The organism is Arthrobacter sp. Y3223065 (assembly GCF_059090885.1).
In genome coordinates, this window is the sequence record NZ_JBNHGC010000001.1 from 229,054 (window position 1) to 254,655 (window position 25,602).

Here is a 25,602-nt window from a genome sequence, read left to right on the forward strand (position 1 = left end):
GGACCGCGGGCCGGAAGATCGGCCCGACACGGGGCTAGGCCCGGAAGATCAGCTCCGCCATGAAGCTGTGGAAGTCGGGCTGGTCTTCGGACTGGTCGATCGTGTGGCCCTCGGTCGGCAGCTTGCCTTCGGCCTGGACTCCGAACCGGAACGTCCTGCCGGTGCTGGTGCCCACTTCGTATTCCCCGCCGCCCAGCTGGACCGCATGGGACATGTTGGTCATGTTGATCGCGACGGGGGTGCCGCCGGGCGTCAGCGCGGAGCCGTCGAACGGTGCGATGACCAGCTCCTGCGGCCGCCAGCGGTAACCGATCACGTAAAAGTCTCCGGTCCCGCCCTGCGATGCGTGCGCATTGTCCTGGCGGCTGCTGGCGAAGACGAGGTTGTAGTCCCCGTAGTTGGGAATCTGGGAGTCAAAGATGGCGCTGAGCGCGTCCTTGAGTTCGTCGCTGGTGGACATGTCGCTGCTGGGCATGGTGGCTTTCGGATGTGATTGGGCTGTGGGGGAGCTGTCGCCTGCGGCGGCGGAAGCGGGGATCGCTGCCGGCCAGTTTAGTGAGCCGGACCCACAAAAAAGCGCCTGGCCCATGTGGTGCCCGGCGCTTGATTGAGGGGGGAGGATGTCAGACGGCGTCGACGGCTTTCACCGGCATGGCCGCATGGTCGGTCTCCCACGTGTGGCTGCGCGGCACCGGGCCGTGGTCGCGGCGGACAACGACGGCGAGGCGCGCCAGGACGGCGGCCATCCCCACTACGGTCAAGGCAACTGAGACTGTCATTCCACCATTGTCAACCGGGGCAACCGTCAAGTTCAAGCTAACGTTACTTACCTCACTATGTAGTATCGCTTTATGGACATGAGGCGCCTCCAAATACTGCGGGAACTGGGCGACCGCGGGTCCGTCGTCGCTACCGCCGCTGCGATGAAGATCACAGCCTCGGCCGTGTCGCAGCAGCTGAAGGCGCTGCAGCGGGAAGTGGGCGTCACGCTGGTGGAGAAAGCCGGCAGGGGAGTGCGCCTGACCGAGGCCGGGCTGGCCATGGCCGCGGCTGCCGCGGACGTCTCCGCGGCGATGGAGAGGGCGCAGGCCACCGTGGACGGCTACCGCAGCGGCTGGCAAAACCAAATCCGCGCGGCGTTCTTTCCCAGCGCCGCGGAAATGTTCCTGCCGGGCCTGATGTACCGGCTGCAGGACATCGAGGGGCTGCACTTCGACCCCTGCCTGGAAGATCCGTCCGCCGAGGGGTTCTTGCCGCTGGCGGCCGACTACGACCTGGTGCTGGCACACAGCCAGCAGGGCGTCGAGGCGTTCGCCCGCAGCGGCATCACCGTGCTGCCGTTGCTGGACGAGCCGCTGGATGTGGCCATGCCCGCCGGCCATCCGCTGGCAGAACTCGACGTCCTCAGGCCGGAGGATGTGGTGGACCACCCGTGGATCGGCGTCCCGCAGGGCTTTCCGTTCGAACAGGTGCTGCGCCAGATCGAAGCACGCACCGGCAGGCTGGCCAAGCGGACCACCCGCTACGCCGACCTCCGCGTGATGGAGGCCATGGTGGCCGCCGGGCACGGGCTCGCCGTGGTGCCGCGGTTTACCTCGCGGAAGGCGCAGTCCACCCGCGGCTTCGTGATGCGCCCGCTGGAGGGGATCCGTGCCAGCCGGACCATCGTGGTGCTGGCGCGCAGTGATGTGGCCGAACGCAGCAGCGTGCACCGGGTGATCGGGATGCTGCAGCAGGAAGCCGCGGCGATCGCCAGCCAGCAGGGCTGACGGCGGCCGCCCCAGGCGGCCCGGGTGGACGCGGTTGCCGACCCGGGTGGGCGCCAGGGCGGCCGCCCCGGCCAGCCCGGGCGTGCCGCGGTTGCCGGCCCACGTGGGCGCCGCCGTCGTAATATGGCCCTGCCATGGCCGCGCGGGTCATAGAATCGATGCCATGAGTGCGGACGCAACCCCAGACATCAAGCCCCGTAGCCGGGTAGTAACCGATGGCATCCACGCCGCTCCGGCGCGCGGCATGCTCCGAGCCGTAGGGATGGGCGACGAGGACTTCGCCAAGCCGCAGATCGGCATCGCGAGCTCCTGGAACGAAATCACCCCCTGCAACCTGTCGCTGAACCGGCTGGCCCAGGGCGCCAAGGAAGGTGTCCACGCCGGCGGCGGTTTCCCGATGCAGTTCGGCACCATCTCCGTCTCCGACGGCATTTCCATGGGGCACGAGGGCATGCACTTCTCGCTGGTCTCCCGCGAGGTCATCGCGGATTCGGTGGAAACGGTCATGATGGCCGAGCGCCTGGACGGTTCCGTGCTGCTGGCCGGCTGCGACAAGTCGTTGCCGGGCATGCTGATGGCCGCCGCCCGCCTGAACCTCTCCTCGGTGTTCCTCTACGCCGGCACGATCATGCCCGGCTTCGCGAAGATGGAGGACGGCTCGGAGAAGGAAGTCACCCTGATCGACGCCTTCGAGGCCGTGGGTGCCTGCGCCGCCGGCAAGATGAGCCGCAAGGACCTGGACTCGATCGAGCGCGCCATCTGCCCGGGCGAAGGCGCCTGCGGCGGCATGTATACGGCCAACACGATGGCCTCCATCGGCGAGGCCATGGGCATGTCCCTGCCGGGCTCCGCCGCGCCGCCTTCGGCGGACCGCCGGCGCGACAACTTCGCGCACAAGTCCGGCGAGGCCGTGGTGAACCTGCTGCGCAAGGGCATCCGCGCCCGCGACATCATGACCAAGAAGGCCTTCGAGAACGCCATCGCCGTGACCATGGCGTTCGGCGGCTCCACCAATGCCGTGCTGCACCTGCTGGCGATCGCCCGCGAGGCGGAGGTGGACCTGACGCTGGACGACTTCAACCGGATCGGCGACAAGGTTCCGCACCTGGCCGACATGAAGCCCTTCGGCCGCCACGTGATGTTCGACCTGGACAAGATCGGCGGCGTCCCGGTGGTCATGAAGGCGCTGCTGGATGCGGGCCTGCTGCACGGCGACTGCCTGACCGTGACTGGCAAGACCGTGGCCGAGAACCTGGCGGCCATCAACCCGCCGGACCCGGACGGCAAGATCCTGCGCGCCCTGGACAATCCGATCCACAAGACCGGCGGCGTGACCATCCTGCACGGTTCGCTGGCCCCCGAAGGTGCCGTGGTCAAGTCCGCGGGCTTCGATGCCGACGTCTTCGAGGGCACCGCCCGCGTGTTCGAACGCGAGCAGGGCGCCCTGGATGCGCTGGACAACGGGCAGATCAAGGCCGGCGACGTGGTGGTGATCCGCTACGAGGGCCCCAAGGGCGGCCCGGGCATGCGCGAGATGCTGGCCATCACGGGCGCCATCAAGGGCGCCGGGCTCGGCAAGGACGTGCTGCTGCTCACCGACGGCCGGTTCTCCGGCGGCACCACCGGCCTGTGCATCGGGCACGTGGCGCCGGAAGCGGTCGACGGCGGCCCGATCGCCTTCGTGCACGACGGCGACCTGATCCGCGTGGACATCGCGGCCCGCAGCTTCGACCTGCTGGTCGACGAGGCCGAGCTGGAAGCCCGCAGGGTGGGCTGGGAGCCGCTGGCGCCGAAGTTCACCACCGGCGTGCTGGCCAAGTACGTCAAGCTGGTGAACTCCGCGTCCACCGGCGCATACTGCAGCTGAACCACGACGGCGGGCGCCGCCCCTCCACGAGGCAAGCGCCCGCCGTCGTGCCCGCCACGGGCATCCGGGGAGTCCACGTTTTGGACTCAGATGCCCAAATAGTGAGACAGCGATGTCTCAGGTTGACACTGATATCTGCGTGGCACGAGACTGAAGCCATGCAAAGCGTATCCGTGGTCGTCCTTACCAAGCGCGTGGCGTAACCGCCCGTCTGGCACGACCACGTCACGCGCGAAACCCCATCGGAGCCAACCGGCTCGACGGGGTTTTTTTATTTGCAGAAGAGAACAGGGCCGTCCTCCTCGCGGAGGACGGCAAGCACATCAGAGAACGTAAAGATCCGCAAAGGAAATCCGATGACTAAGGGATCGCCAATCAGCCCCTCGCTGATGGCCAACAAGGCGCCGGCCTCGCCCGACGCTTTCAAAACCAAAGATGTAGCTGCCTCTGTCTCTTCCGTCGTGGACGGCCTCAGCCCGGTAGTCGGGCCGAACAACATCGTGCCGCCCACGGAAATGACCGGCTCACAAGCCGTTGTCCGTTCGCTGGAAGAACTGGGCGTCGATGACGTCTTCGGGTTGCCGGGCGGGGCCATCCTCCCCACCTACGACCCGCTCATGGATTCGGCCAAGATCAACCACGTCTTGGTCCGTCATGAACAGGGTGCAGGCCACGCCGCACAGGGTTATGCCATGGTCACCGGCCGCGCCGGTGTCTGCATTGTCACCTCCGGCCCGGGTGCCACCAACCTGGTCACCGCCATTGCCGACGCGCACATGGACTCGGTGCCGATGGTGGCGATCACCGGGCAGGTCTCCTCGGCCGTGATCGGCTCGGACGCGTTCCAGGAAGCGGACATCGTCGGCATCACCATGCCGGTCACCAAGCACTCCTACCTGGTCACCAAGGCGCAGGAGATTCCCCGCGTGCTGGCCGAGGCGTTCCACATCGCCACCACGGGCCGCCCCGGCCCGGTGCTGGTGGACATCACCAAGGACGCCCAGCAGTCCATGATGAGCTTCTCCTGGCCGCCGAAGATCGACATTCCCGGCTACCGCACGGTGGTGCGCGGGCACTCCAAGCAGGTCCGCGAGGCCGCCAAGCTGATCGCCGCGGCAGAGCGCCCGGCGTTCTACGTGGGCGGCGGCGTGATCAAGGCCCACGCGTCGCAGGAGCTGCGCGAGCTGGCCGAACTGGTGGGCGCCCCGGTGGCCACCACGCTGATGGCCCGCGGCGTGTTTCCGGATTCGCACCCGCAGCACGTGGGGATGCCGGGCATGCACGGCTCCGTCTCCGCGGTGACCGCGCTGCAGCAGGCCGACCTGCTGATCACGCTCGGCGCCCGCTTCGACGACCGCGTCACCGGCGTGCTGAGCACCTTCGCCCCGGGCGCCAAGGTGATCCACGCGGACATCGACCCCGCGGAGATCTCCAAGAACCGCACGGCCGACGTGCCGATCGTGGGTTCGGTCAAGGAGATCATTCCGGAACTGGCCGACGCCTGCCGCGAGCGGTTCGCCGCCGAAGGCACCCCGGACCTCTCCGCCTGGTGGGCCATGCTGAACCGGCTGCGCGAGACCTACCCGCTGGGCTTCGCCGAGCCCGACGACGGCCTGATGGCCCCGCAGCAGGTGATCCAGCGGATCGGCGAGCTGACCGGGCCGGAAGGCGTCTACGTTGCCGGCGTGGGCCAGCACCAAATGTGGAGCGCGCAGTTCATCAAGTACGAGCGCCCGCACGCCTGGCTGAACTCCGGCGGCCTGGGCACCATGGGCTACTCGGTGCCGGCCGCCATGGGCGCCAAGGTGGGCAACCCGGACCGCGTGGTCTGGGCCATCGACGGCGACGGCTGCTTCCAGATGACCAACCAGGAACTGGCCACCTGCCGGCTGAACAACATCCCCATCAAGGTCGCGGTGATCAACAACTCCTCGCTGGGCATGGTCCGCCAGTGGCAGACCCTGTTCTACGACGGCCGGTACTCCAACACCGACCTGAACACCGGCCACGACACCGTGCGCGTACCGGACTTCGTGAAGATGGCCGACGCCTACGACTGCGTGGGCCTGCGCTGCGAACGTCCGGAGGACATCGACGCCACGATCCAGCAGGCGCTGGCGATCAACGACCGCCCCGTGGTGATCGACTTCGTGGTCAGCCCCAACGCGATGGTGTGGCCGATGGTCCCCGCCGGCGTGAGCAACGACCTGATCCAGATTGCCCGCGACATGACCCCCGAGTGGGAAGAGGAGGACTAGGAATGTCCCGCCATACCCTTTCAGTGCTGGTGGAGGACGTTCCCGGCGTGCTGACCCGCGTCGCCAGCCTCTTCGCCCGCCGGGCGTTCAACATCCATTCTCTGGCCGTCGGCCCCACGGAAGCAGACGGGTTCTCCCGCATTACCGTGGTGGTCGAAGCCGAGGGTGACCTGCTGGAGCAGGTCACCAAACAACTGAACAAGCTCATCAACGTCATCAAGATTGTCGAGCTGGTTCCCGAAACTTCCGTGCAACGCGACCACATCCTGGTCAAGGTCCGCGCGGATGCCGCAACACGGCTGCAGGTAACCCAGGCAGCAGACTTGTTCCGCGCCTCCGTGGTCGACGTGTCCACCGACTCGTTGGTCCTGGAGGCCACCGGCACCGCCGATAAGCTCGAGGCCCTGCTTGCAGTGCTGGAGCCGTTTGGCATCCGCGAAATAGTCCAATCCGGAACGCTGGCCATTGGCCGCGGCTCCCGCTCCATGAGCGACCGCGCGCTGCGTTCCGCCTGATTCCATTCCACGCAATCCCAACAGGAGAAACCTAAGTGACTGAGCTGTATTACGACGACGACGCCGACCTTTCGATCATCCAGGGCCGCAAGGTCGCTGTCATCGGCTACGGCAGCCAGGGCCATGCCCATGCCCTGAGCCTGCGCGATTCCGGCGTCGACGTCCGCGTCGGCCTGGCCGAGGGCTCCAAGTCCCGCGCCAAGGCCGAGGCCGAGGGCCTGAAGGTCCTCTCCGTCGCCGACGCCGCCGCCGAGGCCGACGTCATCATGATCCTCACCCCGGACCAGGTCCAGGCCAAGGTTTACGCCGAGTCCATCGCCGACAAGCTCGAAGAGGGCAACGCCCTGTTCTTCGGCCACGGCTTCAACATCCGCTACGGCTTCATCCAGCCGCCGGCCAACGTCGACGTCGCCCTGGTCGCCCCGAAGGGCCCGGGCCACATTGTGCGCCGCGAGTTCGAAGCCGGCCGCGGTGTCCCGGACCTGATCGCCATCGAGCAGGACTACACCGGCAACGCCAAGGCGCTGGCGCTCTCCTACGCCAAGGGCATCGGCGGCACCCGCGCCGGCGTCATCGAGACCACCTTCACCGAAGAGACCGAGACCGACCTGTTCGGCGAGCAGGCCGTGCTTTGCGGCGGCGCCTCGCAGCTTGTGCAGTACGGTTTCGAGACCCTGACCGAGGCCGGCTACAAGCCGGAGATCGCCTACTTCGAGGTGCTGCACGAGCTCAAGCTGATCGTCGACCTGATGGTCGAAGGCGGCATCGCCAAGCAGCGCTGGTCGGTCTCCGACACCGCCGAGTTCGGCGACTACGTCTCCGGCCCGCGCGTGATCACCCCGGAGGTGAAGGAGAACATGAAGGCCGTCCTGGCGGACATCCAGAACGGTTCCTTCGCCAAGCGCTTCATGGACGACCAGGCCAACGGCGCCAAGGAGTTCCTGGAGCTGCGCCAGAAGGGCGAGGACCACCCGATCGAGGCCACCGGCCGGGAACTGCGCAAGCTGTTCTCCTGGATCAAGTCCGACGACGACTACACCGAGGGCGTAGCAGCCCGCTAGATCAGTCCAACGGCCGGCGCCCCTCGCGGGCGCCGGCCGTCACGTTTCCCCGAGGCACCGTCGTCGTCGTCACGTTTCCGAGGCGCCGTCGTCGTCACGTTCCCTTGACCAGCCGTTTCACCGGGCGAAGCCGGCCTGCCGGCACCGGTAACAACTGGGGGACAGGCCGCAGCCGTTCTAGACTGGACCTACCCCCATCTATATGCACGGCCATCACCATGCTTGCAGCGAAGGAACAACCCCTGTGGAAAAACCAGTAGTTCTCCTTGCGGAGGAACTCTCCCCAGCGACCATCGAAGCCCTCGGGCCCGACTTCGAAATCCGCCAGACCGATGGATCCGACAGGTCCCAGCTGCTGACCTCGATTGCCGACGTCGACGCCATCCTGGTCCGCTCCGCCACCAAGGTGGACGCCGAAGCCATTGCCGCAGCCAAGAACCTGAAGGTTATCGCGCGCGCCGGCGTGGGCCTGGACAACGTGGACATCAAGGCCGCCACGCAGGCCGGTGTCATGGTCGTGAACGCCCCGACCTCCAACATCGTCTCCGCCGCTGAACTGACCGTCGGCCACATCCTGGCGCTGGCCCGCCACATCCCCGCCGCCAACGCCTCGCTCAAGGGCGGCGAGTGGAAGCGCTCCAAGTACACCGGCACCGAGATCTACGAGAAGAAGATCGGCATCATCGGCCTCGGCCGCATCGGCGCCCTCATCGCCGCGCGCATGCAGGCGTTCGAGACCCAGATCCTCGCCTACGACCCGTACGTGACCAGCGCCCGCGCCGCGCAGCTGGGCGTGCAGCTGGTCAGCCTGGACGAGCTGCTGGAGCAGTCGGACTTCATCACCATCCACATGCCGAAGACCCCGGAGACCGTGGGCATGATCGGTGCCGCCGCCTTCGAAAAGATGAAGCCCTCCGCCTGCGTGGTCAACGTGGCCCGCGGCGGCCTGATCGACGAAGCCGCGCTCTACGACGCGCTGAAGGAAGGCAAGATCGCCGGCGCCGCCATCGACGTCTTCGTCACCGAGCCGAGCACCGACCTGCCGTTCTTCGAACTGGAGAACGTGGTGGTCACCCCGCACCTCGGCGCTTCCACCGAGGAAGCCCAGGAGAAGGCCGGCATCTCGGTGGCCAGGTCCGTGCGCCTGGCGCTGGCCGGCGAGCTCGTGCCCGACGCCGTGAACGTGGCCGGCGGCGTGATCGCCCCGGAGGTCCGCCCCGGGATCCCGCTGATCGAAAAGCTTGGCCGGATCTTCACCGCGCTGACCCACGATTCGGTGACCCAGATCGACGTCGAGGTGGCCGGCGAAATCGCCGAGCTGGACGTCAAGGCGCTGGAACTGGCCGCACTCAAGGGCGTGTTCAGGGACGTCGTCTCCGAGCAGGTCTCCTACGTCAACGCCCCGGTGCTGGCCGAGCAGCGCGGCATCAACACCCGCCTGATCACCACCACGGAGTCCGAAGAGTACCGCAACGTGCTCACCATCCGCGGCGCCCTGTCGGACGGTTCTCAGATATCCGTGGCCGGCACGCTGACCGGCCCGAAGCAGATCCAGAAGATCGTGGCCATCAACGGCTACGAGGTGGAAATGCCGATCAGCGAACACGTGATCGTGTTCCTCTACGAGGACCGTCCCGGCGTGATCGGCACCCTGGGCCGGCTGCTGGGCGAGCAGGACATCAACATCGCCGGCATGCAGGTGGCCCGCAACGACGCCAGCAAGCAGGCGCTGGCCGTGCTGACCGTGGACAGCGCCCTGCCGCAGGACCTGCTGGACCGGCTCAGTGCGGAGATCGGCGCCGTCGTGGCCCGCGAAGTCGACCTGCAGGACTGACTGGCGCTGCGCAGTAGAGCCCGCCCCGTCCTTGCTCCGTACCCGGGGCAGGGCGGGCTTTACGCATACACGCCGGTCGATTCCTCGACTGCGCGCACCTCGTGAGAACCTTAATGCCGGGTCAATTCGACCTCTGGCCTTTTTGCTGCCGTATGGAGTGATTCTGTGGAAATCCGGTTCAACGCTGCGTCACGCTTCATGCGCAGCCGCTCGCTCGTGGTGACGGTCGCCGTCCTCATCGCGGCAATGGTCCTTTCCATTTTCGTCCAGGGCCGCGCGCAGGCATCGCTGACCCGGATAGTCGACGACAACACCCGCGGCGTGTACGACATCCTGGTCCTGCCCGACGGCACCGCGGGCGACGAACTGCGCCAGCCGGATTTCCTCACCGGCAACGGCGGTATTGCCTCCTCGGATCTCGAGCAGGTCCGGGGGATCGACGGCGTCTCCGTCGCCGCCCCGATTTCGCTCGTGTCCAAGGTGGTCCAGGACATCGAGTTCCCGCAGCTGAAGGCCACCGACTACGTCGGCTACAACCCGAACATTGAGCAGTACCTCAAGGCCCAGGGCATCAAGGACGCCGTGCCGAAGGCCGAGTGGCCGGCGCCGGATTCCGTGTTCAACGAAGAACCGACCAACTACCGGATCACCGCCAAGGCCGTCAGCTCCGACGGACTGACCGACACCGTCCTCTTTGAAACAGCCGCCGAAGGTTCCCTGGGCCAGGCGAAGCTGGAGGAGCTGGACGTTCCCGGCGGCACCAGCCTGCGCACCGTGGCCCCCAAGGGCGAAACCGGCATCAAGTTCCCGGATCCGGCCGGTGGCAGCATGCACGGCGATTTCGACACCACCATCGCGCTGCCCATGCTGCCGCAGATCACCGAGACAGTGGTTGCCGTGGACCCGGCGGCCGAATCCGCGCTGCTCGGGGAAGCCGGCGACTTCCTGGCCCCGCTCAAGCAGGCACCGGAACCCACCGACCGCAACGCCCAGGAACTGGGCCAGCACTTCTCCTCGCAGTTCGGTATGGGCATGTTCTCCGAGGGCGGTGAAGGCGCCGCCATCGACGGGCACCCGTTTGAGTTCTGGAGCCCGTTCTTCGTCCAGTACCAGAACGCGGTGGAAGCCGGCACGCTGGACGAGGAATCCCAGGTCATCCCCATGGTGGTCCGTTCCGGCACCGACCTGGACCTGACCTACTCGGTCAAAATCGAACAACTGGACGACGCCGGCAACACCGTCTCGGAGGTCGGCACCGTCAGCAAGGAGCTGGGGGAGGGCTACCTGCCCTTCGCGTCCAGCAAGCCCTTCCAGCTGCGCTGGCCCGGCGGCGAGGACTACAACTACCTGCTCGGCTCCGGCGGCGTCCAGATGGTCGCCGGCCTGCACCAGCCGCCGGTGTGGACCACCGACTTCATGTCCAACCCGGAGTTCACCGCCGGGGACGCCGCCAGCGACGGCAGCGCGGAGCAGACCGCCATCCCGCAGGGCTGGATCCAGGTTAACAAGTTGCCGGAGAAGACCCTCCAGTGGCAGCTGGAACCGGACCAGAGCCAGCGGGAACCGGTGGAGGAGCAGTCCTACCGCAGCACCGTGGACTCCGGCGGCGAATCCGCTACTCCGCTGCCGTTCGTCTACGGCACCTTCGATGCTTCCGCCGTGCGCGAGGCCGCCGGCGACGTGAACTACCTGCCGTTGGGTGGGTATGACCCGACGCCGGTGACCATCACCGAGGACGCCGAGGGCAACAACGTCGACGACACCGTGATGAAGCCGGGCCTCAGCGGCGCCGGCCTGTCCGTGCAGTCCGCCGGTGCCATCACCGACTTCGCCGGACTGGCCGCCGTCCGCGGCACCGGCGCCGAGGAGCCGGTCATTGACGCCGTCCGCGTCCGCGTCGACGCCGCCGGTTCATGGGCCGACGCCGAAGACCAGATCAACGCCGTTGCCGCCGCGATCGAGGAGCTCGGCCTGCAGACCCAGGTCGTGGCCGGCTCAGCCCGCGAAGACGTGTCCATCTACGTGCCGGACTACTACAAGGACGCCTCCGGCACGGTCAGCGACCTCGGCACCGTGCAGCAGTCCTGGGTCCGCCAGGGCGCCGCCGGCGAGGTCCAGGGCGCCCTGAGCGCCTCCAGCGCTGCGCTGCTGGCCCTGACCGTGGGCGGCGCGGCGCTGCTGACGGCCGCCAGCGCCGTCGCCTTCACCCGCTCCCGCCGGACCGAAGCCGTGACGCTGCGGGCCATGGGCTGGAACCGGCGGCGCATCCGCTCCTGGTTCCTGAACGAACTGCTGGTCGGCGGCGCGGCCGTGCTGGTGGTGGCCATCGTTGCCAGTGCCATCAGCCGCAGCGCCGTGACCCTGTGGGTGTCGCTGATCGCGCTGGTGGTTTACGGTGCCGCGGCCTTCATCTCCGCCGCCATGCTCAAGCCGCACCCGGCGAAGGACACCGAACCGTCCGGGGCGGCCGGCGTGCCGTCGGTGAAGACCCCGCTGCAGTTCGCCGCCCGGCAGCTGAGCACCAACCGGTTCAACACCGTGGCCATAGCGCTGGGCGTCGCGGTGCTCGGTGCCGCGGCCGGAGCCCTGGTGGCGGTGCTGGTGGACATCCCGCGGGCAGCCGGCAGCACGGCGCTCGGTTCGCTGGCCGCCACTCAGCTGAGCGGCCTGAACATCGCGCTGGCGCTGCTCGGCGTGGTCACGGCGCTGCTGCTGGCGCTGATGACCACCCGGTTCGAAGCGCGCCGCAAGCGCGAACAGTTCGCCATCCTCGGCGCCATGGGCTGGACGCCCACGCTGCTGCTGCAGGCCCGCCGCGGCGAGGCCGGCATCACCGCCGCCGTCGCCCTGCCGCTGGCGGTGATCGGCGCCGTCGTGACCGCCCTGTTTATTGCACCGCATACCGCGGTGTGGGCCGCTGCCGCTGGCATCGCGGCCGTGCTCCTCTGGTTTGTTTTGATGACAAGGACCCGGAAATGATTGAAGAACCCCTGACCCGCGCAGCCACCAAGGAGCGCACCGCCGACCATGCCATGCCGGTGGAGCTGCGGGGCATCACCATCCGGTACGACGGCGGTGCCGAGCCGCTCGTGATTGCCGAGGACTTCGACCTCGGCCTGGAAGCCGGCACCATGCACTGCCTGGCCGGCCGCAGCGGCTCCGGCAAGACCAGCATCCTCACCGTCGCCGCCGGGCTGCAGCAGCCCACCGCCGGCGAAGTGCTCTGGCAGGGCGATGCCCTCAGCGCCATGGACGACGACGAGATCTCCGACCGGCGCCGGGCACTGATCGGCTACGTGGACCAGGGCGGCGCCCTGATCGACGGCATGAGCGCACTGGAGAACGTCCTGCTGCCGGCCGTGCCCGACGGCAAGGTCGAAGAGCGCACCGAGATGGCCAAGGACCTGCTGGACCTGGTCGGGCTTGGCCGTCGCATGCGCCACCGCCCCGGCCAGCTCTCCGGCGGCGAACGCCAGCGCGTGGCCATCGCCCGCGCGCTGATCCTGGGCACCAAGGTGCTGGTGGTGGACGAGCCCACCGCCAACCTGGACCGCGAACAGGCCAACAAGATCATCCACATCCTGAAGGACACCACCAAGGACGGCATTGCCGTGCTCGTGGCATCCCACGACCAGGAACTCATCAAGGCGGCGGACAGCAGCACCCGGATGAACTAGGCGTCGCGCAACATCCTGGCGGGCCCGGCGTCCCGCAGGCAGCACGCTGGCGGGCTCGGCTTTCGGCCGGCAGTAAGCTGACGGTCACGGATGAGGGCAGCGGTGGCGTCCAACCTTTGCCCGCGTCTCCGTACCTGGCGCCAGGTCAGGGTATGGCGTCGAGATCACCGCTCAGGGCCCCTGACCTCGCCACGAAGTCAGGGGTCAGCGTCCAGGTCACCGGTTATGGCCCCTGACCTGGCAGCTAAAGGGGGATCTGGTGGATGGCTGTCGCGAACAGGTGGCGGTAGCACCCTTGAGTTCGCCGCCGAGCAAACGATTCCACCAAGCACACCGCACGCTTCCTCCGCACCTGAGCCAGCCAGACATCAAGCAGGAAGCGTCATGCGGGCGGGCGGGGCGCCGCCTTCAATACGCGACCAAGCATCAGGCACCATGCAGGAAGCGCCACGCTCTAGGCCACGCCGTCAATACCGGCACCGCGTCGACTCACGCCGCGCGGCCGGAGGCGTTGTGAAACGCCTCGTTGTATTTCCGGACCAAACGCCGCTTGAGCGCGTCGTCGTCGTCGAGGTGACCCCACCGGACCCGGACGATCGTCCAGCCTTCTTCCATCAAACGTGTCTCCCGCTTCCGCTCGTCCAGAATCACCTGGTCCGTTGGGTGATAATCGCGGTACTTGCCGTCGCCGTCGAACTCGAAGATGAGCTTCAGTCCCGGCCAGGCGAAGTCAGCGCGATAAGTACCCTCGGCCGTCCTGATCTCGTGCTGGAGTACCGGCGGCGGGAAATTCCAACTGCGCAGTTTCAGCCGCAATCTTGTCTCACCAGCTGATTCGGATCGCCCGTCAACTGCGTCGAGCACTTGCCGGACGCGTGTCACGAAGCGTGACCTGGGAACGGCGGCCGCCAGTTCGTGCACCTTCTGCAAGCTCGCTCCTTGCTGGAGGGCCGAATCGGCGATGACCACGGCGGGTTCGAACGGCAGCACCCGCGCGCAGTCCAGTACCGTCCGCTCGCGGGATGTTACGCGTATGCCCCGGTCCAGGATCTTCACGTCCTGATCCGGGACCCGATGGGTGTGCCGCACCACCCCGGTGCCAGCCGACCTCTCGCCACGGCGGCCGGGCTGGATCACGTGGATCTCATCCGGCGCGTTCCAGACGTGCAGGCCCCATAGTCGTGCGGCGGACGTGTGGCTGTAGACAAGGTTGCCGTCGGAAGCGGCATGGTGGGCCTTGATCAGCAGTAAGTGCTGGTCCCACGGTTTCTGCGCCCGCCAGTATTCCTCCGAGATGTAGATGCCGCGCCTCAGGCGTCGCAGGATCTTCCCGCGCACAGCGGCAGTGATCTGGCGTTCCTCGAGCCCGTGCTCCCGCAGTTGCCGGTAGCTGACGATCCGGTCCATGCGGCTCTGTCCGAGGATGCCGAGGAGTTCGTCCATGGCACCAACGTGCCGCACCGCCCGCCTGGCGTCGATCCCGACGGTCCAGCTGTGGATAAAGCACGACGGCGGCGCACCCTCGACTAGCGCTGCCGCCGGTGCCAGACGACGGCGCCGTACCGCGCCTAGCGGTGCCGCCGGTGCCAGACGACGGCGCCGTACCGCGCCTAGCGGTGCTGCCGGTGCCAGCACGACGGCCGCGCTCCTCGCCGGGCGCGGCACTGCCCGTGGCAGGCCATAGACCGCGCTGCTTGCCTGCTTACGGCATCGCTCCAGTCCAATGCCGGCGGCGCTCGTCGCCCGATGCGGTGCTCCCTGCCTGCCGGCCGCGCCCCGCGCCCCACCCAGGGCTACCGGCCCCCACGCATCAACCGTGCGTGTGCAGCATTTCGACACCGCCGAACGCAGAGGGTAATTTCATAGGGTGACCGCATCCGAGCCCAAGCCCCCGTTCTACATCACCACGGCCATCACGTACCCCAACGGCGTGCCGCATATCGGCCATGCCTACGAGTACATTGCGACCGACGCGATGGCCCGTTTCAAGCGTTTGGACGGCTACGACGTGATGTTCCTGACGGGCACGGACGAGCACGGCATGAAGATTGCCCAGACCGCCGCCAAGGAGGGCATCACCCCCAAGGAATTGGTGGACCGGAACACGGCGGCCTACAAGTCGGCCCACCAGGTTCTGGAGATTTCCTACGACCGGTTCATCCGCACCACCGATGCCGACCACTACGCCGCTTCGCAGGCCATCTGGAAGAAGATGGAAGAGGCCGGGGACATCTACCTGGGCAAGTACGAGGGCTGGTACTCGGTTCGCGACGAGGCCTACTACGCCGAGGACGAGACCGAGCTCCGCGAAGACGGCAAGCGCTACTCCGTCCAGACCGACACCGAACTGACCTGGACCGAGGAGGAGAGCTACTTCTTCCGGCTCTCCAACTACCAGGACAAACTGCTCAAGCTCTACGAAGACCACCCCGATTTCGGTGCCCCGCGCAGCCGCTTCAACGAAGTCATCAGCTTCGTCAAGGGCGGCCTGGAGGATTTGTCGATCTCCCGGACCACCTTCGACTGGGGCGTCCCGGTCCCGGGCAACGACAAGCACGTCATGTACGTCTGGGTGGACGCGCTGACCAACTACCTCACCGGCGTCGGCTACCCGGACACGGAGTCGGAGTCGTTCCAGAAGTTCTGGCCGGCCGATGTCCACGTGATCGGCAAGGACATCTCCCGCTTCCACGCCGTCTACTGGCCCGCCTTCCTGATGTCGGCCGGGCTGGAACTGCCCAAGCGCGTCATGATCCACGGCTTCCTGAACAACAACGGCGTGAAGATGTCCAAGTCGCTGGGCAACGTGGTGGCTCCCGCCGAATGGGTGGCCCAGTACGGCCTGGACCAGGTGCGCTTCTTCCTGCTGCGCGAGGTCCCCTTCGGCGCCGACGGCTCGTACAACCATGACGCCGTGGTCGGCCGGATGAACGCGGATTTGGCCAACAACCTGGGCAACCTCGCCCAGCGGTCGCTGTCCATGGTGGCCAAGAACTGCGAGGGCAAGGTCCCGCAGCCCGCGACGCTCGCCCCCGAGGACCACGAACTGCTGGCCCGCACCGAGCGCCTCCTCGAGAAGTCCCGGGCGGCCTACGAGGTCCAGGACTTCCACGGGTCGCTCGAGGCCATCTGGACCGTGCTCGGCGACACCAACGCGTACTTCGCGGAGCAGGCTCCCTGGGTGCTGCGCAAGACCGACGTGGAGCGGATGAACACCGTGCTCTACGTGACGCTGGAGGTGCTGCGCATCGTCTCCATCCTGGTCCAGCCGGTCATGCCTACCGCGGCGGGCAAACTGCTGGACGTGCTGGGACAGGACGACGACGGCGCCCGCGACTTCGCTGCCATCGGCACGGCTTTGGTGCCGGGCACCCCGCTGCCGGCACCCACACCGATCTTCCCGAAGTACGAAGAACCGGCCGCGTAACGCCTACCCGCCCGGCAGGAAGCGCCGTGCCGCGTAACTACCCGCCCGGCAGGAAGCGCCGGGCCGCAGTCGCGGCCATGATGCGCTCCACCCGCTTCTGCTGGTCCGCCGCCTTGGCTTCGAGTTCTTGGAAGCGGGTGGCGTCCAGCCGGTGGTCCCTGGGCGCCAGGACGGTCAGTACCTGCCACATGCACTGCTTGCCGCGCAGGGCGGACAGCAGCGACTCCAGCTCCAGCTGGGCGCCCACCCCGCCCGAAGCGCGCGTGGGGTTGAGCGGATTCACCTTGCTGGCGATGGCGCCGGCCATCGAGCCGAGCTGCTTGAGCTTGTTGCGCCGGTAACCGAGGCTGCGGTGCAGGGCCTTCAGTTCCTTGCGCTCTGCGGACACCTCGTCGCGCAGCTTCCGGAACTCGGCCTCCTCCGGTGTTCCCGCCCACGACTGGCGGACGGCGTCGAACAGCTGGACGCCGGCAGCCGAACCCACCAGGTGGTAGTCCAGATAGGCGGCGAGGTTCTTCTGGTCCAGTGTCCCTGTCCGGTGTTTTTTAGCGGCCATGGCCTTCCTTCCTGCTGGCTCTCATCACATCCGGGGCCGTTCTCATCGGGCCGCCGGCGTCGTCATCACGCGGACGGCCTCCGCCGTCGTTGTTTCACTGTCCTTACCCAGCCATGCCCCGGATCAATCGCCTGGGCGCCGTCAAATCGGCCGCTTCCGTCAAACGCTGGTGCAGCCCGGTTCCGTCAACCGCCCAGTTCCTCCGGGCTGCGGAACCTCGTCTTCCTGCCGTATGCGCCGCGGTTCCAGAGCCACGTGAGCAGCCACAGCAACAGGCCGAGGCCGATCAGCAGGCCGGCAATCTGGTATTCGACGGGATCCTGCGCCCACGGGCCCACCAGGAAGAGACAGGTGGCCATGCCGAAGTAGGGCAGCACGGTGGGGGTCCGGAAGTGTTTGCGGTCGACCGGTTTCCGGCGCAGGACCAGCACCGCCAGGTTCACGATCGTGAAGACACCCAGCAACAGCAGGGCGGTGGTGCCGCCCAGCGCGGCGACGGTGTCGGTGCCCATGAAGTTGGTGACCACGAAGATCAGGACGAACGCAATGAGCGTGGTGAAGATGATCGAGGCCCAGGGCGAGCGGCGGTTCGGGTGGACCTTGCCCAGGAACCGCGGCAGCACGTCCTGGCGCGCCATGCCGTAGAGCAGGCGGCTGGCCATCAGCATGTTGATCAGCGCCGTATTGGCCACGGCGAACATGGACAGGAACGGGTAGATCACGTCCACCGGGAAGCCCGGCGCACCGACCGACACGACTTCGAGCAGCGGCGTCGGGCTTTCCGACAGCTGCCCGATCGGCACTATGGCCACCGCGGTGATGGACACCAGCACGTACACGACCACGGTGATGCCCAGGCCGGTCAGCATGACCTTGGGGAAGGTCGTGACGGGATCCTTGGTCTCTTCGGCCATGTTCACCGAATCCTCGAAGCCCACGAAGGAGAAGAACGCCAGCGAGGTGGCGGCGGTGATGGCCAGGAAAACGCCCTTGTCCTCCGAGGTCTCGAACACCATCACCCGGCTGAAGTCGACGTTGCCCTGGCTCATGGCCCAGAAGCCGATGAAGATCACGATCAGCAGGCCGGTGAACTCCACCACCGTCAGCACCACGTTGAACTTCACCGACTCGCTGACGCCGCGGAAGTTGATCCCCGCCAGGACGGCCATGAAGATGATCGCCACCCAGGTCACGCCGGTCTGGTTCCAGTCCAGATTGAACCCGGCAATGAAGTTCTCGCCCAGGAACTTGGCGGCGGTGGAGGCGGAGGTGATGCCGGAACTGAGCACGGCGAACGTCACCAAAAAGGTGAGGAAATGGACGCCGAAGGCCTTGTGCGTGTACAGCGCGGCCCCGGCGGCCTGCGGGTACTTGGTGACCAGCTCCAGGTAGGAGAAGGCGGTGATGGTGGCCACCACGAACGCGAGCAGCAGCGGAGCCCAGGCCGCGCCGCCCACCTCGCCGGCCACCTGTCCGGTCAGCGCGTAGACACCCGTGCCCAGGATGTCACCCACAATGAACAGCAGCAGGAGTTTGGGTCCTATCGCCCGTTTCAGCTCCGGCTGCTTTTCGGTTGCGGTGGAACCGCTCATGACGACCTCCGTCCACGCGGCGCTCTGCGCTGGCCTGTCCGGCCAACGTAGCACCAGGCCCCGCCGATGTCTCCGCCGCGGTGTCCGGCGGGGGAGCGGGCCGCCGATTTGCTCTTCCCTAGGCCTGCAGGCATGCGGTCGGTAGAGTGTCCGCTACCCGCCGACCGGAAGGCCGCTCCGATGACCTACAAGGCCCTGTCCCTTGCCAGCCTGCGTCCCGCCTCGGGAGCCGCCGTCTTCCATGACAGCGCATACGGCGCCCACGCGTCCTTCTTCGTGAACTCGCGCGGTGCTGAACGCCACCGCCATCCCTACGAGGAGATCTTCGTACTGCTCGACGGCGAGATCGACTTCACGATCGACGGCCAGTCAGGCCAGGCGGGCGCGGAAACTGTGATCGTCATCCCGGCGTACGCCTGGCACGAGTTCACGGCCACCACCGCGGACGGCGTGAAGATGGTGAACATTCATCCCGTCGCCCAGATGCAGACCGAATGGGCCAGGTAGGCGGCGGCCGGCGCATGCCGGAGGAACGCGGCCGAATAGCAGTCAGCAGGTGCCCTTCCGCGGTGCTGCACCGCGGAAGGGCACCCGCTGACTCCCCGACGAGGGTACGACGGCGGCGTCCCGGTCAGACGGTCGCCTGACCTTCCACAGGGGGAGACGCGCCGTCCCGGCTAGACCGTCGCCAGGCCTTCCACGGGGGAGAGGCGGGCAGCCCGGCGGGCCGGCATCAAGGAGGCGAGCAGCCCGGCCACCACGGCCACGGCCAGCACGCCGAGCAGCTGCAGCCACGGGACGTCCGGCACCACGGTGGCGAACGCCCCGAGCGCCGACTGCGCCCCCAGCCAGCCGTAGACCGCGCCGAGCGCCGATCCGATCAGCGCGGCGACGCCGGCGATCAGCACGGCCTCGAGCGCCAGCATCCCGCGCAACTGCGATTTGGTCAGCCCGAGCGCGCGCAGCAGCGAGGACTCCTGCGTGCGCTCCAGCACGGAGAGCGAGAGCGTGTTGGCCACACCCACCAGCGCGATCAGCACCGCCACCGCCAACAGCCCGGTGACCACCAGCAGCAGCACGTCGATCACCTGGTTGAACGCGGCACGCTCCACGGCGGCACCGGAAACCTGATACTCGTCCACGTCGAGCCCGGCGGCCAGCTCGGTCCGCAGTTCCAGGAGCGCCCCGGCGTCCAGGTCCCGGTCCACGGACACCCACAGCTGCGGCAGCGCGGAGTAGTAGTCCGGGGAGTCGGCGGCGGGCGGCTCCGGCACGCCGATCTCGGCGGCCACGGCGGCGGAGATCAGCGGCGGCAGCGTGCGGCTGTCGGCCTCCACCACGGTCAGTTCCTTCGACCCGCGGCTGCCGGTCACGGTCAGCGTCTCCAGGCCCGAGCCCTGCGGCATCAATACGGTGTTCCCGTCCAGCTCCAGCGAGCCGTCCTGCAGCAGGCCCATGTGCTCCGGCGCCAGCTGGTACACGCCCGTCCGCTGGCCGTGCACGTCGGCAAAGCCGCCGTTCGTGACCAGGCCGGCGGCAGCAACGCCGTCGTAGGCGGCCGCGGTGGCCGCGGCGGAGGCGTCCAGCGGTTCCCCTCCGAGCGTGAGGTTTCCGACCGCCAGATCCACCGGATATTCCGCGCCCAGCTGGGTGTCGAACGCGGTCCGGGCGGTCTGCGCCCCGGTCATCATCATCGCCACCAGCGTGACGCCGATCAGCAGCGCGGTGGCCGTGGCGGAGGTCCGCCCCGGGTTGCGCACCGCGTTCACCGCGGCCAGCTTGCCCGGCACTCCCGCGGGCCTCGCCAGCGCGCCGACGGCGGTGACCAGCGGCGGCACGAACAGGGTGGCGCACAGCAGCAGCCCGATGAAGGAGAGCATGCCGCCGGGCAGGGCGATCCGCAGGTTCGCGGTCATCGCTCCGAGGGCCAGCAGGGCGGCGCCGCCCACCGTGAGGGCGGCGCCGATCGCGAGCCGGACCTTGCCCTTGCGGTTGCCGGCGCGGGCCTCGTCGGCCGGACGCAGGGCGGCCAGCGGTGCCACCCGGGTGGCGGCACGGGCCGGAGCGAGGGCGGCCAGCACGGTCATGAAGATGCCCACCGCGAGGCCGACGGCGATGGCCGACGGCGGCACGGCCAGCGCGGCGAACTCGGTGTCAGGTTGCCCCTGCAGCACGGCGATGACGCCGGCCATCAGGGCCACCGCACCCAGCACGCCCAGCAGGGAGGCTCCGACGCCGACCAGCAGCGCCTCCGCCAGCACCGAGTTCCGGATCTGCCCACGGTCGGCACCGATGCAGCGCAGCAGCGCCAGCTCGCGGGTCCGCTGGGCGATGAGGACCGAGAAGGTGTTGGTTACCACCAGCGCCGAAACCAGCAGGGCCACCAGCGCGAACGCCAACAGCACGATGGTCAGCTGGTCGCTGCCGCCGGTCAGGCCGGCCACCACGGCCTTGGTCTGCTCCGCGGCCGTGTTCACGGTGGCGTCGCCGAAGCCGGCCTCCGCGAGTGCCGCGGCGACGGAGTCCTGCACCGCGTCCGCCTCGGCGCCCGGGGCCAGATCCAGCTGGATGTTGTGCAGCTGCGGTCCGGCCTCGCCGGCCAGCTGCCGCACCAGGGGGCCACCGGCGAAGAACTGCGGCTGGCCCATCATGAACGGGTCCTTGGACGGCTTGACGATTCCCGAAACAATCAGCCCGGTGCCCGCAGCGGCGATGTCCTCGGCGGCGACCATCCCGGCGGCAGGCGCCAGCTCCAGGGTGTCGCCGAGCGCCAGACCCTGCTTCTCGGCAGTCCCGGCGTCCACCGCGACCTCGCCGCCCGCCGGCAGGGCGCCTTCGAGCAGTTCCAGGTTGTCCAGTCCGTCGGGGGCAGTGTTCTGCACCACCCCGTAGTCGGCGTCGGCCGGGGATCCGAACGCGACCGGCGCCATCCCCTGCGCGTACACCTCGCCGATGCCCTCGGTGGCGGCGACGGCCTCAACGGCTGCCGCATCCAGCGGCCGGTCCGGCGGGCCGGAGACCACCAGGTCGGCGTTCCGGAAACCGGCGCCGATGCTGTTGCCCAGCGAGGCTTCGGTGGACGCGTTGACCATCAGCGTGGCGGTCAGGAACCCCACCGCCATCACCACGGCCAGCCCGACGGCGATGAACCGCCGCGCGTGCTGCCGCACCTGTGCAAGCGCTACCTGCAGCATGTTCAGGCCCCCAGCTTGGCCAGGGCGGCCAGGATCGCGTCGGTGTCGGGCCGGTCGAGTTCGCCAACCAGCGCGCCGTCGTTCATCAGCACCACCCGGTCCGCGTAGGAGGCGGCCACCGGGTCGTGCGTGACCATGATGATGGACTGGCCCATCTCCTGGCAGGACCTGCGCAGCAGCGAGAGCACCTCCGCGCCCACCTTCGAGTCCAGGTTGCCGGTGGGCTCGTCGCCGAACACGACGTCGGGGCGCGTCAGGAGCGCCCGCGCCACGGCGACCCGCTGCTGCTGACCGCCGGAGAGCTCGTGCGGGCGATGGGCCAGCCGGTCCGTCAACCCGAGCGTTGAGGTGACATAGCCGAACCACTCCCGGTCCACCGAGCCGTTGGCCAGGGAGATCGGCAGCGTAATGTTTTGCTCCGCGGTCAGGGTGGGCACCAGGTTGAAGGCCTGGAACACAAAGCCCACGCGCTCGCGGCGCAGCTTGGTCAACTGGGAGTCGTTCAGGGAGGTTACCTCGGTCCCGCCGATCCAGATGTTGCCGGAATCGGCGGTGTCCAGCCCGGCCAGGCAGTGCATCAGCGTGGACTTGCCCGAGCCCGACGGGCCCATGATCGCGGTGAACTTGCCGGCCTCGAAGCTGGCGTCCACGTCCTTGAGCGCGTGCACGCGGGTATCCCCGGTGCCGTAGGTCTTGTTCAGGCCACGGGTCGCGGCGGCTGAGGTGGCGCCGCCCGGGGCGGCGCCGGCGGGTGATTGCTCAATACTGGTAGTCATACCCTTACGCTATGGAGCCCGCGCCTTCCGCGGATCGGCCGCAGGTCTGGTCTCCGCCGACCGCCGCTCATACCCTGGGTGGAGAGCGGCCCGACGGGAAGGGCTGCCTTGGCCCGGACACGGCCGTCATCCGGTGAAACCTTTGCGCATCAGCCGCGTAAGCGGGAACATAAAGCCATGAAACTCGCCCGCCTCGCCGCGCTCCCGCTCGTATCCCTGCTCATCCTGACGGGCTGCGCGCAGAAGGGCGAGGTGGCCCGCCCGCTGCATTCGGCAACTCCCAGCCCCAGCATGGTGGAGACGGGCAACATGCCCGAAGCCCTGGCCAAACTGGCGACCGCCATCTACGAGGGCGGAGACGTCGCAGCCAACAAGATGACTGCCGGTGCGCTCGCCGACCGGGCCCCGGTCGAAGCCAAAACCACAGTCAAGGCCGCGACCGGCAAATGGAACGGACAGGACATGGCCGTCCTGACCTCCGGCGACGACGTCACCCTCGCCGTCGACAACGACGGAACATGGACGGCGGTGGGTGGCTGGTGGCCGTCGCTCGACGTCGACAAAACCGTTTTGGGCGGCAAGCGCCACGTCCTGATCATCGGCTCCGACGCCCAGAAGAGCAAGGGCGAGAAGGTCCGGGAAGCGCGGGCCGATGCCCTTCAGGTGATCGGCGTGGACGGCAAGGGCGGAGGAGGCATCCTGGGCATTCCGCGTGACCTCTGGGTGGACATGCCGGGCGGCGGGCAGGCAAAGATCAACGCGGCCATGATGCGGGGCGGACCCAAGGCGCAGCAGAAGGTGGTGTCGGATGTGACCGGCCTGAAGCTGGAGGGCTACATCCTCACCGGTTTCAAGGGCTTCGAGGGTTTGGTCGATGACATAGGCGGCGTCACCGTCAACGCCCCTATCCCGGTGCTTGACGTCAAGGCGGGGAAGAGCAAGCTCGACGGCGAGACCGCGCTGGACTATGCCCGGGAGCGGAAAACCCTGAAAAACGGCGACTTCGGCCGCTCCGCGCACCAGGGTGTGCTGCTGCTGGGATTCGCAGCCTTGGCCAAAATGAACGGCCCGGCCGGGCTGGTCGACCTGCTCTCCGCGGCGAATCCGCTGGTCGAGACCAACCTGAGCGCGGAGCAGGCGCTGACGCTGGGCGCCTGGGTCTACAAGACCGATCCGGCCAAGGTCGGGCGCGAAGTGCCCGAGCCCGGATTCGGCTACAGCGCCGACGGCCAGTACATGCTGCCCATGGATGCCAAGACCCGCAAGATCTTCGGTTCCTTCGCCGACGGCAATTTGTAAGCTCGCCGTCGGACTGGCAAGCACGCCGTCGAACAAACTTTGCCTCGGACGGTAACAGCTGCCCAGCTATCTCCCGGTCGGACAGTCCTGAGGCGGACGCGAACACTCACGCTCGCCGGGGACTCTGGCAGGGGCCAAGGCACGGGCTCGCCGCCGGCAGGCTCGGCCCGGGCGAGCGAAAGGCCGGGGCGGGAGTGCTCCCTGCCCCGGCCTTTTTCGTCGGTTAGCCCTGGGCTAGCGACGACGGGTGTCGTTGTCGGTGCCGTCGGTCTCGATGTTTTCCTTACGGACCTCTTCGTCGACCCTGACCTCGTCGGTGACGGTGTCCTTCTCGAGCCGGACCCGTTCCACCGGGACGGTCTCCTTCTCGACAACCGGCCGTTCCTCGTGGAGCGTGACCTCGTGTTCCTCATCGCTCAGATCGGGGCCGGCCATGGCATCACCGCGGTTGGCGTCGGTGATCGGTTCGCGTTCGATGCGCACTTCCTCGCGCTGGACCGGAACGGTCGTGGTGACATTTTCGGTGGTGACGTACTTGCGCAGCCTGGCCCGGCCGGTTGCCTGCCGCTCGGTGCCGACATGCAGGCGCTCCTCGGAGCGGGTCATGGCGTCATCGGTAGTGGGCCCGGAGGTGTCCCGGCCGACCGTGCCTGGTGCGTCCTCGGTGTACGTGCCGCGAGCATCGTCGGTGCCGTATTGTCCGGTGGTGCCGGTAGTGGTGCCGGTGCCGGTAGTGGTGTAGTCCGTGTCCCGGCCGGTCGTGGCGTCGGTGTAAGTCCGGCCGCCGCCCAGCTGGTAGTGCTCGTAGAGCCGGTCCTCCTCGGCGGGCTCAAGGTAGCCGTCCACGTCAACCCGCGGGGCGTCCTTAATTTGGTCCTTGGTGTAGGGGACCACGATGTCGTCACCTTCGATGCGGGCGGCTTCGAGCGGGACGAATGATTCCGAGGAGCCGAACAGGCCGGTCTTGGCCGTGACCCATGTGGGCCGGCCGCTGTCGTCATCGGCATAGATCTGCCCGATGGAGCCTATTTTGTCCCCGTCGTTCGTGACGACGTTTCCGCCGCGGTTGAGCAGGCCATCGATTTGTTCTTGGGCGAGCATGGTGTCTCCTTAGGATTCTTCCGATGTCTCTGGAGGGTCCGGGTCTTAGGCGGGTCCGGGTCTTTGGAGGGTCCGGCGCCCGTGTCGGGCACGATCCCCGCAGCCCTTAACGATTTAACCTAAGCATGCTTATTAATCCTTGGCAAGGCCCCTGGAAGCGCAGGCGCACTAGGGGCAGATGCTTTTCGGTGCCGGCTTCTGCAATGGGCCGCAGCCGGTCCCGCCGCACGGCCGGATGGGTCTGTGCGTCCGCCCGGCGGTCCTGTTCTTTCGCTTCGGGAGCTATTGTTCGCCGGTTTGTGCCGCCCCAACCCGCAGCTTCGGCCAAGACTGCCGCTCCAGCCCACCGCTCATCGTCTCAGGCCACCGGCCGGGGGAGGGAAAACGCCAAAGCGGGAGGGACGCCGGCGCGGAGCCCGCTGAGGGTTGGCCACTCCGGTTTCGTGGGCAATCAGCACGGCCTGCACCTGGTCTCGGGCGTTCAGCTTAGCCAGATCACCCAAGCCTGTTACCTCATCGGGGTTGCTGATCTGTTCATCGGGACAATTGGGGCCACATCAGCGAGCAACGCGGCGCTGGCGAAGGAAACAACGACCGTCAAAGTCAGAAAGAACATCAGCGCGACCTCCGTACTGGACCTCCGTACTGTGTGTGCGGTCTGGATGCACTAAGGTTG

20 protein-coding genes are annotated in these 25,602 nt (G+C 67.8%); 12 read left to right on the forward strand and 8 right to left on the reverse strand.

The features are described 5' to 3' along the window. Positions 1–34: 34 nt before the first annotated feature. Both AC5RUK_RS01055 and AC5RUK_RS01060 read right to left on the reverse strand, forming a co-directional pair. Complete coding sequence (locus AC5RUK_RS01055; protein ID WP_494151140.1) at positions 35–475, reverse strand: hypothetical protein; 441 nt, start codon at positions 473–475, stop codon at positions 35–37. Positions 476–623: 148 nt separating this feature from the next. Continuing rightward, positions 624–779 carry a hypothetical protein gene (locus AC5RUK_RS01060; RefSeq protein WP_493986867.1) on the reverse strand — a complete coding sequence of 52 codons (156 nt, stop codon included), beginning with the start codon at positions 777–779 and terminating at the stop codon, positions 624–626. Positions 780–851: 72 nt separating this feature from the next. Here AC5RUK_RS01060 and AC5RUK_RS01065 point away from each other — a divergent pair, with 72 nt between their 5' ends. From AC5RUK_RS01065 to AC5RUK_RS01100, 8 genes are all read left to right on the forward strand, one after another. Next, positions 852–1,769, forward strand: a complete 918-nt coding sequence (locus AC5RUK_RS01065; protein WP_494151141.1) for a LysR family transcriptional regulator — start codon at positions 852–854, stop codon at positions 1,767–1,769. Positions 1,770–1,932: 163 nt separating this feature from the next. Further along, positions 1,933–3,636 (forward strand): dihydroxy-acid dehydratase, encoded by a 1,704-nt coding sequence (gene ilvD, locus AC5RUK_RS01070; RefSeq protein WP_494151142.1) that lies wholly within the window; start codon positions 1,933–1,935, stop codon positions 3,634–3,636. Between the two features lie 356 nt (positions 3,637–3,992). Then, a complete protein-coding gene (locus tag AC5RUK_RS01075; RefSeq protein WP_493986870.1) occupies positions 3,993–5,894 on the forward strand; it encodes an acetolactate synthase large subunit in 1,902 nt (633 codons plus the stop codon). A 2-nt stretch (positions 5,895–5,896) separates the two neighbouring features. After that, positions 5,897–6,409: an acetolactate synthase small subunit gene (gene ilvN / locus AC5RUK_RS01080; protein WP_493979937.1), complete on the forward strand. Its 513-nt coding sequence runs from the start codon at positions 5,897–5,899 to the stop codon at positions 6,407–6,409. A 35-nt stretch (positions 6,410–6,444) separates the two neighbouring features. After that, positions 6,445–7,470, forward strand: a complete 1,026-nt coding sequence (gene ilvC, locus AC5RUK_RS01085) for a ketol-acid reductoisomerase (RefSeq protein WP_493979938.1) — start codon at positions 6,445–6,447, stop codon at positions 7,468–7,470. A 244-nt stretch (positions 7,471–7,714) separates the two neighbouring features. Beyond that, a complete protein-coding gene (serA, locus tag AC5RUK_RS01090; protein WP_494151143.1) occupies positions 7,715–9,304 on the forward strand; it encodes a phosphoglycerate dehydrogenase in 1,590 nt (529 codons plus the stop codon). 165 nt (positions 9,305–9,469) lie between these two features. Then, the gene (locus AC5RUK_RS01095; RefSeq protein WP_494151144.1) at positions 9,470–12,283 is read left to right on the forward strand and encodes an ABC transporter permease; all 2,814 of its coding nucleotides are present in this window, start codon (positions 9,470–9,472) and stop codon (positions 12,281–12,283) included. Then, positions 12,280–12,981, forward strand: a complete 702-nt coding sequence (locus AC5RUK_RS01100; protein ID WP_493986873.1) for an ABC transporter ATP-binding protein — start codon at positions 12,280–12,282, stop codon at positions 12,979–12,981. Before AC5RUK_RS01095 ends, AC5RUK_RS01100 begins: the two co-directional genes overlap by 4 nt. Before the next feature lie 489 nt (positions 12,982–13,470). Here the strand turns inward: AC5RUK_RS01100 and AC5RUK_RS01105 are convergent, their stop codons facing one another. Beyond that, positions 13,471–14,424 carry a type IV toxin-antitoxin system AbiEi family antitoxin domain-containing protein gene (locus AC5RUK_RS01105; protein ID WP_494108563.1) on the reverse strand — a complete coding sequence of 318 codons (954 nt, stop codon included), beginning with the start codon at positions 14,422–14,424 and terminating at the stop codon, positions 13,471–13,473. A gap of 424 nt (positions 14,425–14,848) precedes the next feature. On the opposite strand from AC5RUK_RS01105, the gene metG reads away from it, so the two are divergent. After that, a complete protein-coding gene (gene metG, locus AC5RUK_RS01110) occupies positions 14,849–16,408 on the forward strand; it encodes a methionine--tRNA ligase (RefSeq protein ID WP_493986875.1) in 1,560 nt (519 codons plus the stop codon). A gap of 37 nt (positions 16,409–16,445) precedes the next feature. On the opposite strand, the gene AC5RUK_RS01115 is transcribed toward metG, so the two are convergent. After that, entirely contained in the window at positions 16,446–16,964 is a 519-nt protein-coding gene (locus AC5RUK_RS01115) for a hypothetical protein (protein WP_494151145.1), read from the reverse strand. A 185-nt stretch (positions 16,965–17,149) separates the two neighbouring features. Continuing rightward, a complete protein-coding gene (locus AC5RUK_RS01120; protein WP_493986877.1) occupies positions 17,150–18,556 on the reverse strand; it encodes an APC family permease in 1,407 nt (468 codons plus the stop codon). A 180-nt stretch (positions 18,557–18,736) separates the two neighbouring features. Here AC5RUK_RS01120 and AC5RUK_RS01125 point away from each other — a divergent pair, with 180 nt between their 5' ends. After that, the gene (locus AC5RUK_RS01125) at positions 18,737–19,063 is read left to right on the forward strand and encodes a cupin domain-containing protein (RefSeq protein ID WP_494151146.1); all 327 of its coding nucleotides are present in this window, start codon (positions 18,737–18,739) and stop codon (positions 19,061–19,063) included. 170 nt (positions 19,064–19,233) lie between these two features. Here AC5RUK_RS01125 and AC5RUK_RS01130 read toward each other — a convergent pair whose 3' ends face one another. Together AC5RUK_RS01130 and AC5RUK_RS01135 are read right to left on the reverse strand one after the other, a co-directional pair. Further along, positions 19,234–21,750, reverse strand: coding sequence for an ABC transporter permease (locus AC5RUK_RS01130; RefSeq protein ID WP_494151147.1), 2,517 nt, complete (start codon positions 21,748–21,750; stop codon positions 19,234–19,236). 2 nt (positions 21,751–21,752) lie between these two features. Further along, a complete protein-coding gene (locus AC5RUK_RS01135) occupies positions 21,753–22,526 on the reverse strand; it encodes an ABC transporter ATP-binding protein (RefSeq protein ID WP_494151148.1) in 774 nt (257 codons plus the stop codon). A gap of 177 nt (positions 22,527–22,703) precedes the next feature. Here AC5RUK_RS01135 and AC5RUK_RS01140 point away from each other — a divergent pair, with 177 nt between their 5' ends. Continuing rightward, entirely contained in the window at positions 22,704–23,825 is a 1,122-nt protein-coding gene (locus tag AC5RUK_RS01140; protein WP_494151149.1) for an LCP family protein, read from the forward strand. Between the two features lie 234 nt (positions 23,826–24,059). On the opposite strand, the gene AC5RUK_RS01145 is transcribed toward AC5RUK_RS01140, so the two are convergent. Then, on the reverse strand, positions 24,060–24,926 hold the full coding sequence (locus AC5RUK_RS01145; protein ID WP_494151150.1) for a DUF2382 domain-containing protein: 867 nt from the start codon (positions 24,924–24,926) through the stop codon (positions 24,060–24,062). Positions 24,927–25,369: 443 nt separating this feature from the next. Here AC5RUK_RS01145 and AC5RUK_RS01150 point away from each other — a divergent pair, with 443 nt between their 5' ends. Further along, entirely contained in the window at positions 25,370–25,597 is a 228-nt protein-coding gene (locus AC5RUK_RS01150) for a hypothetical protein (RefSeq protein ID WP_494151151.1), read from the forward strand. Positions 25,598–25,602 lie beyond the last annotated feature (5 nt).

Coding starts and splice junctions, on each gene's coding strand:
- AC5RUK_RS01145 (WP_494151150.1), bottom strand. CDS start 24,926: ATGCTCGCCCAAGAACAAATCGATGGCCTGCTCAACCGCGGCGGAAAC.
- AC5RUK_RS01075 (WP_493986870.1), top strand. CDS start 3,993: ATGACTAAGGGATCGCCAATCAGCCCCTCGCTGATGGCCAACAAGGCG.
- AC5RUK_RS01125 (WP_494151146.1), top strand. CDS start 18,737: ATGACCTACAAGGCCCTGTCCCTTGCCAGCCTGCGTCCCGCCTCGGGA.
- ilvN (WP_493979937.1), top strand. CDS start 5,897: ATGTCCCGCCATACCCTTTCAGTGCTGGTGGAGGACGTTCCCGGCGTG.
- AC5RUK_RS01135 (WP_494151148.1), bottom strand. CDS start 22,526: ATGACTACCAGTATTGAGCAATCACCCGCCGGCGCCGCCCCGGGCGGC.
- AC5RUK_RS01105 (WP_494108563.1), bottom strand. CDS start 14,424: ATGGACGAACTCCTCGGCATCCTCGGACAGAGCCGCATGGACCGGATC.
- AC5RUK_RS01100 (WP_493986873.1), top strand. CDS start 12,280: ATGATTGAAGAACCCCTGACCCGCGCAGCCACCAAGGAGCGCACCGCC.
- AC5RUK_RS01120 (WP_493986877.1), bottom strand. CDS start 18,556: ATGAGCGGTTCCACCGCAACCGAAAAGCAGCCGGAGCTGAAACGGGCG.
- ilvD (WP_494151142.1), top strand. CDS start 1,933: ATGAGTGCGGACGCAACCCCAGACATCAAGCCCCGTAGCCGGGTAGTA.
- AC5RUK_RS01065 (WP_494151141.1), top strand. CDS start 852: ATGGACATGAGGCGCCTCCAAATACTGCGGGAACTGGGCGACCGCGGG.
- AC5RUK_RS01130 (WP_494151147.1), bottom strand. CDS start 21,750: ATGCTGCAGGTAGCGCTTGCACAGGTGCGGCAGCACGCGCGGCGGTTC.
- AC5RUK_RS01140 (WP_494151149.1), top strand. CDS start 22,704: ATGAAACTCGCCCGCCTCGCCGCGCTCCCGCTCGTATCCCTGCTCATC.
- AC5RUK_RS01055 (WP_494151140.1), bottom strand. CDS start 475: ATGCCCAGCAGCGACATGTCCACCAGCGACGAACTCAAGGACGCGCTC.
- AC5RUK_RS01060 (WP_493986867.1), bottom strand. CDS start 779: ATGACAGTCTCAGTTGCCTTGACCGTAGTGGGGATGGCCGCCGTCCTG.
- AC5RUK_RS01115 (WP_494151145.1), bottom strand. CDS start 16,964: ATGGCCGCTAAAAAACACCGGACAGGGACACTGGACCAGAAGAACCTC.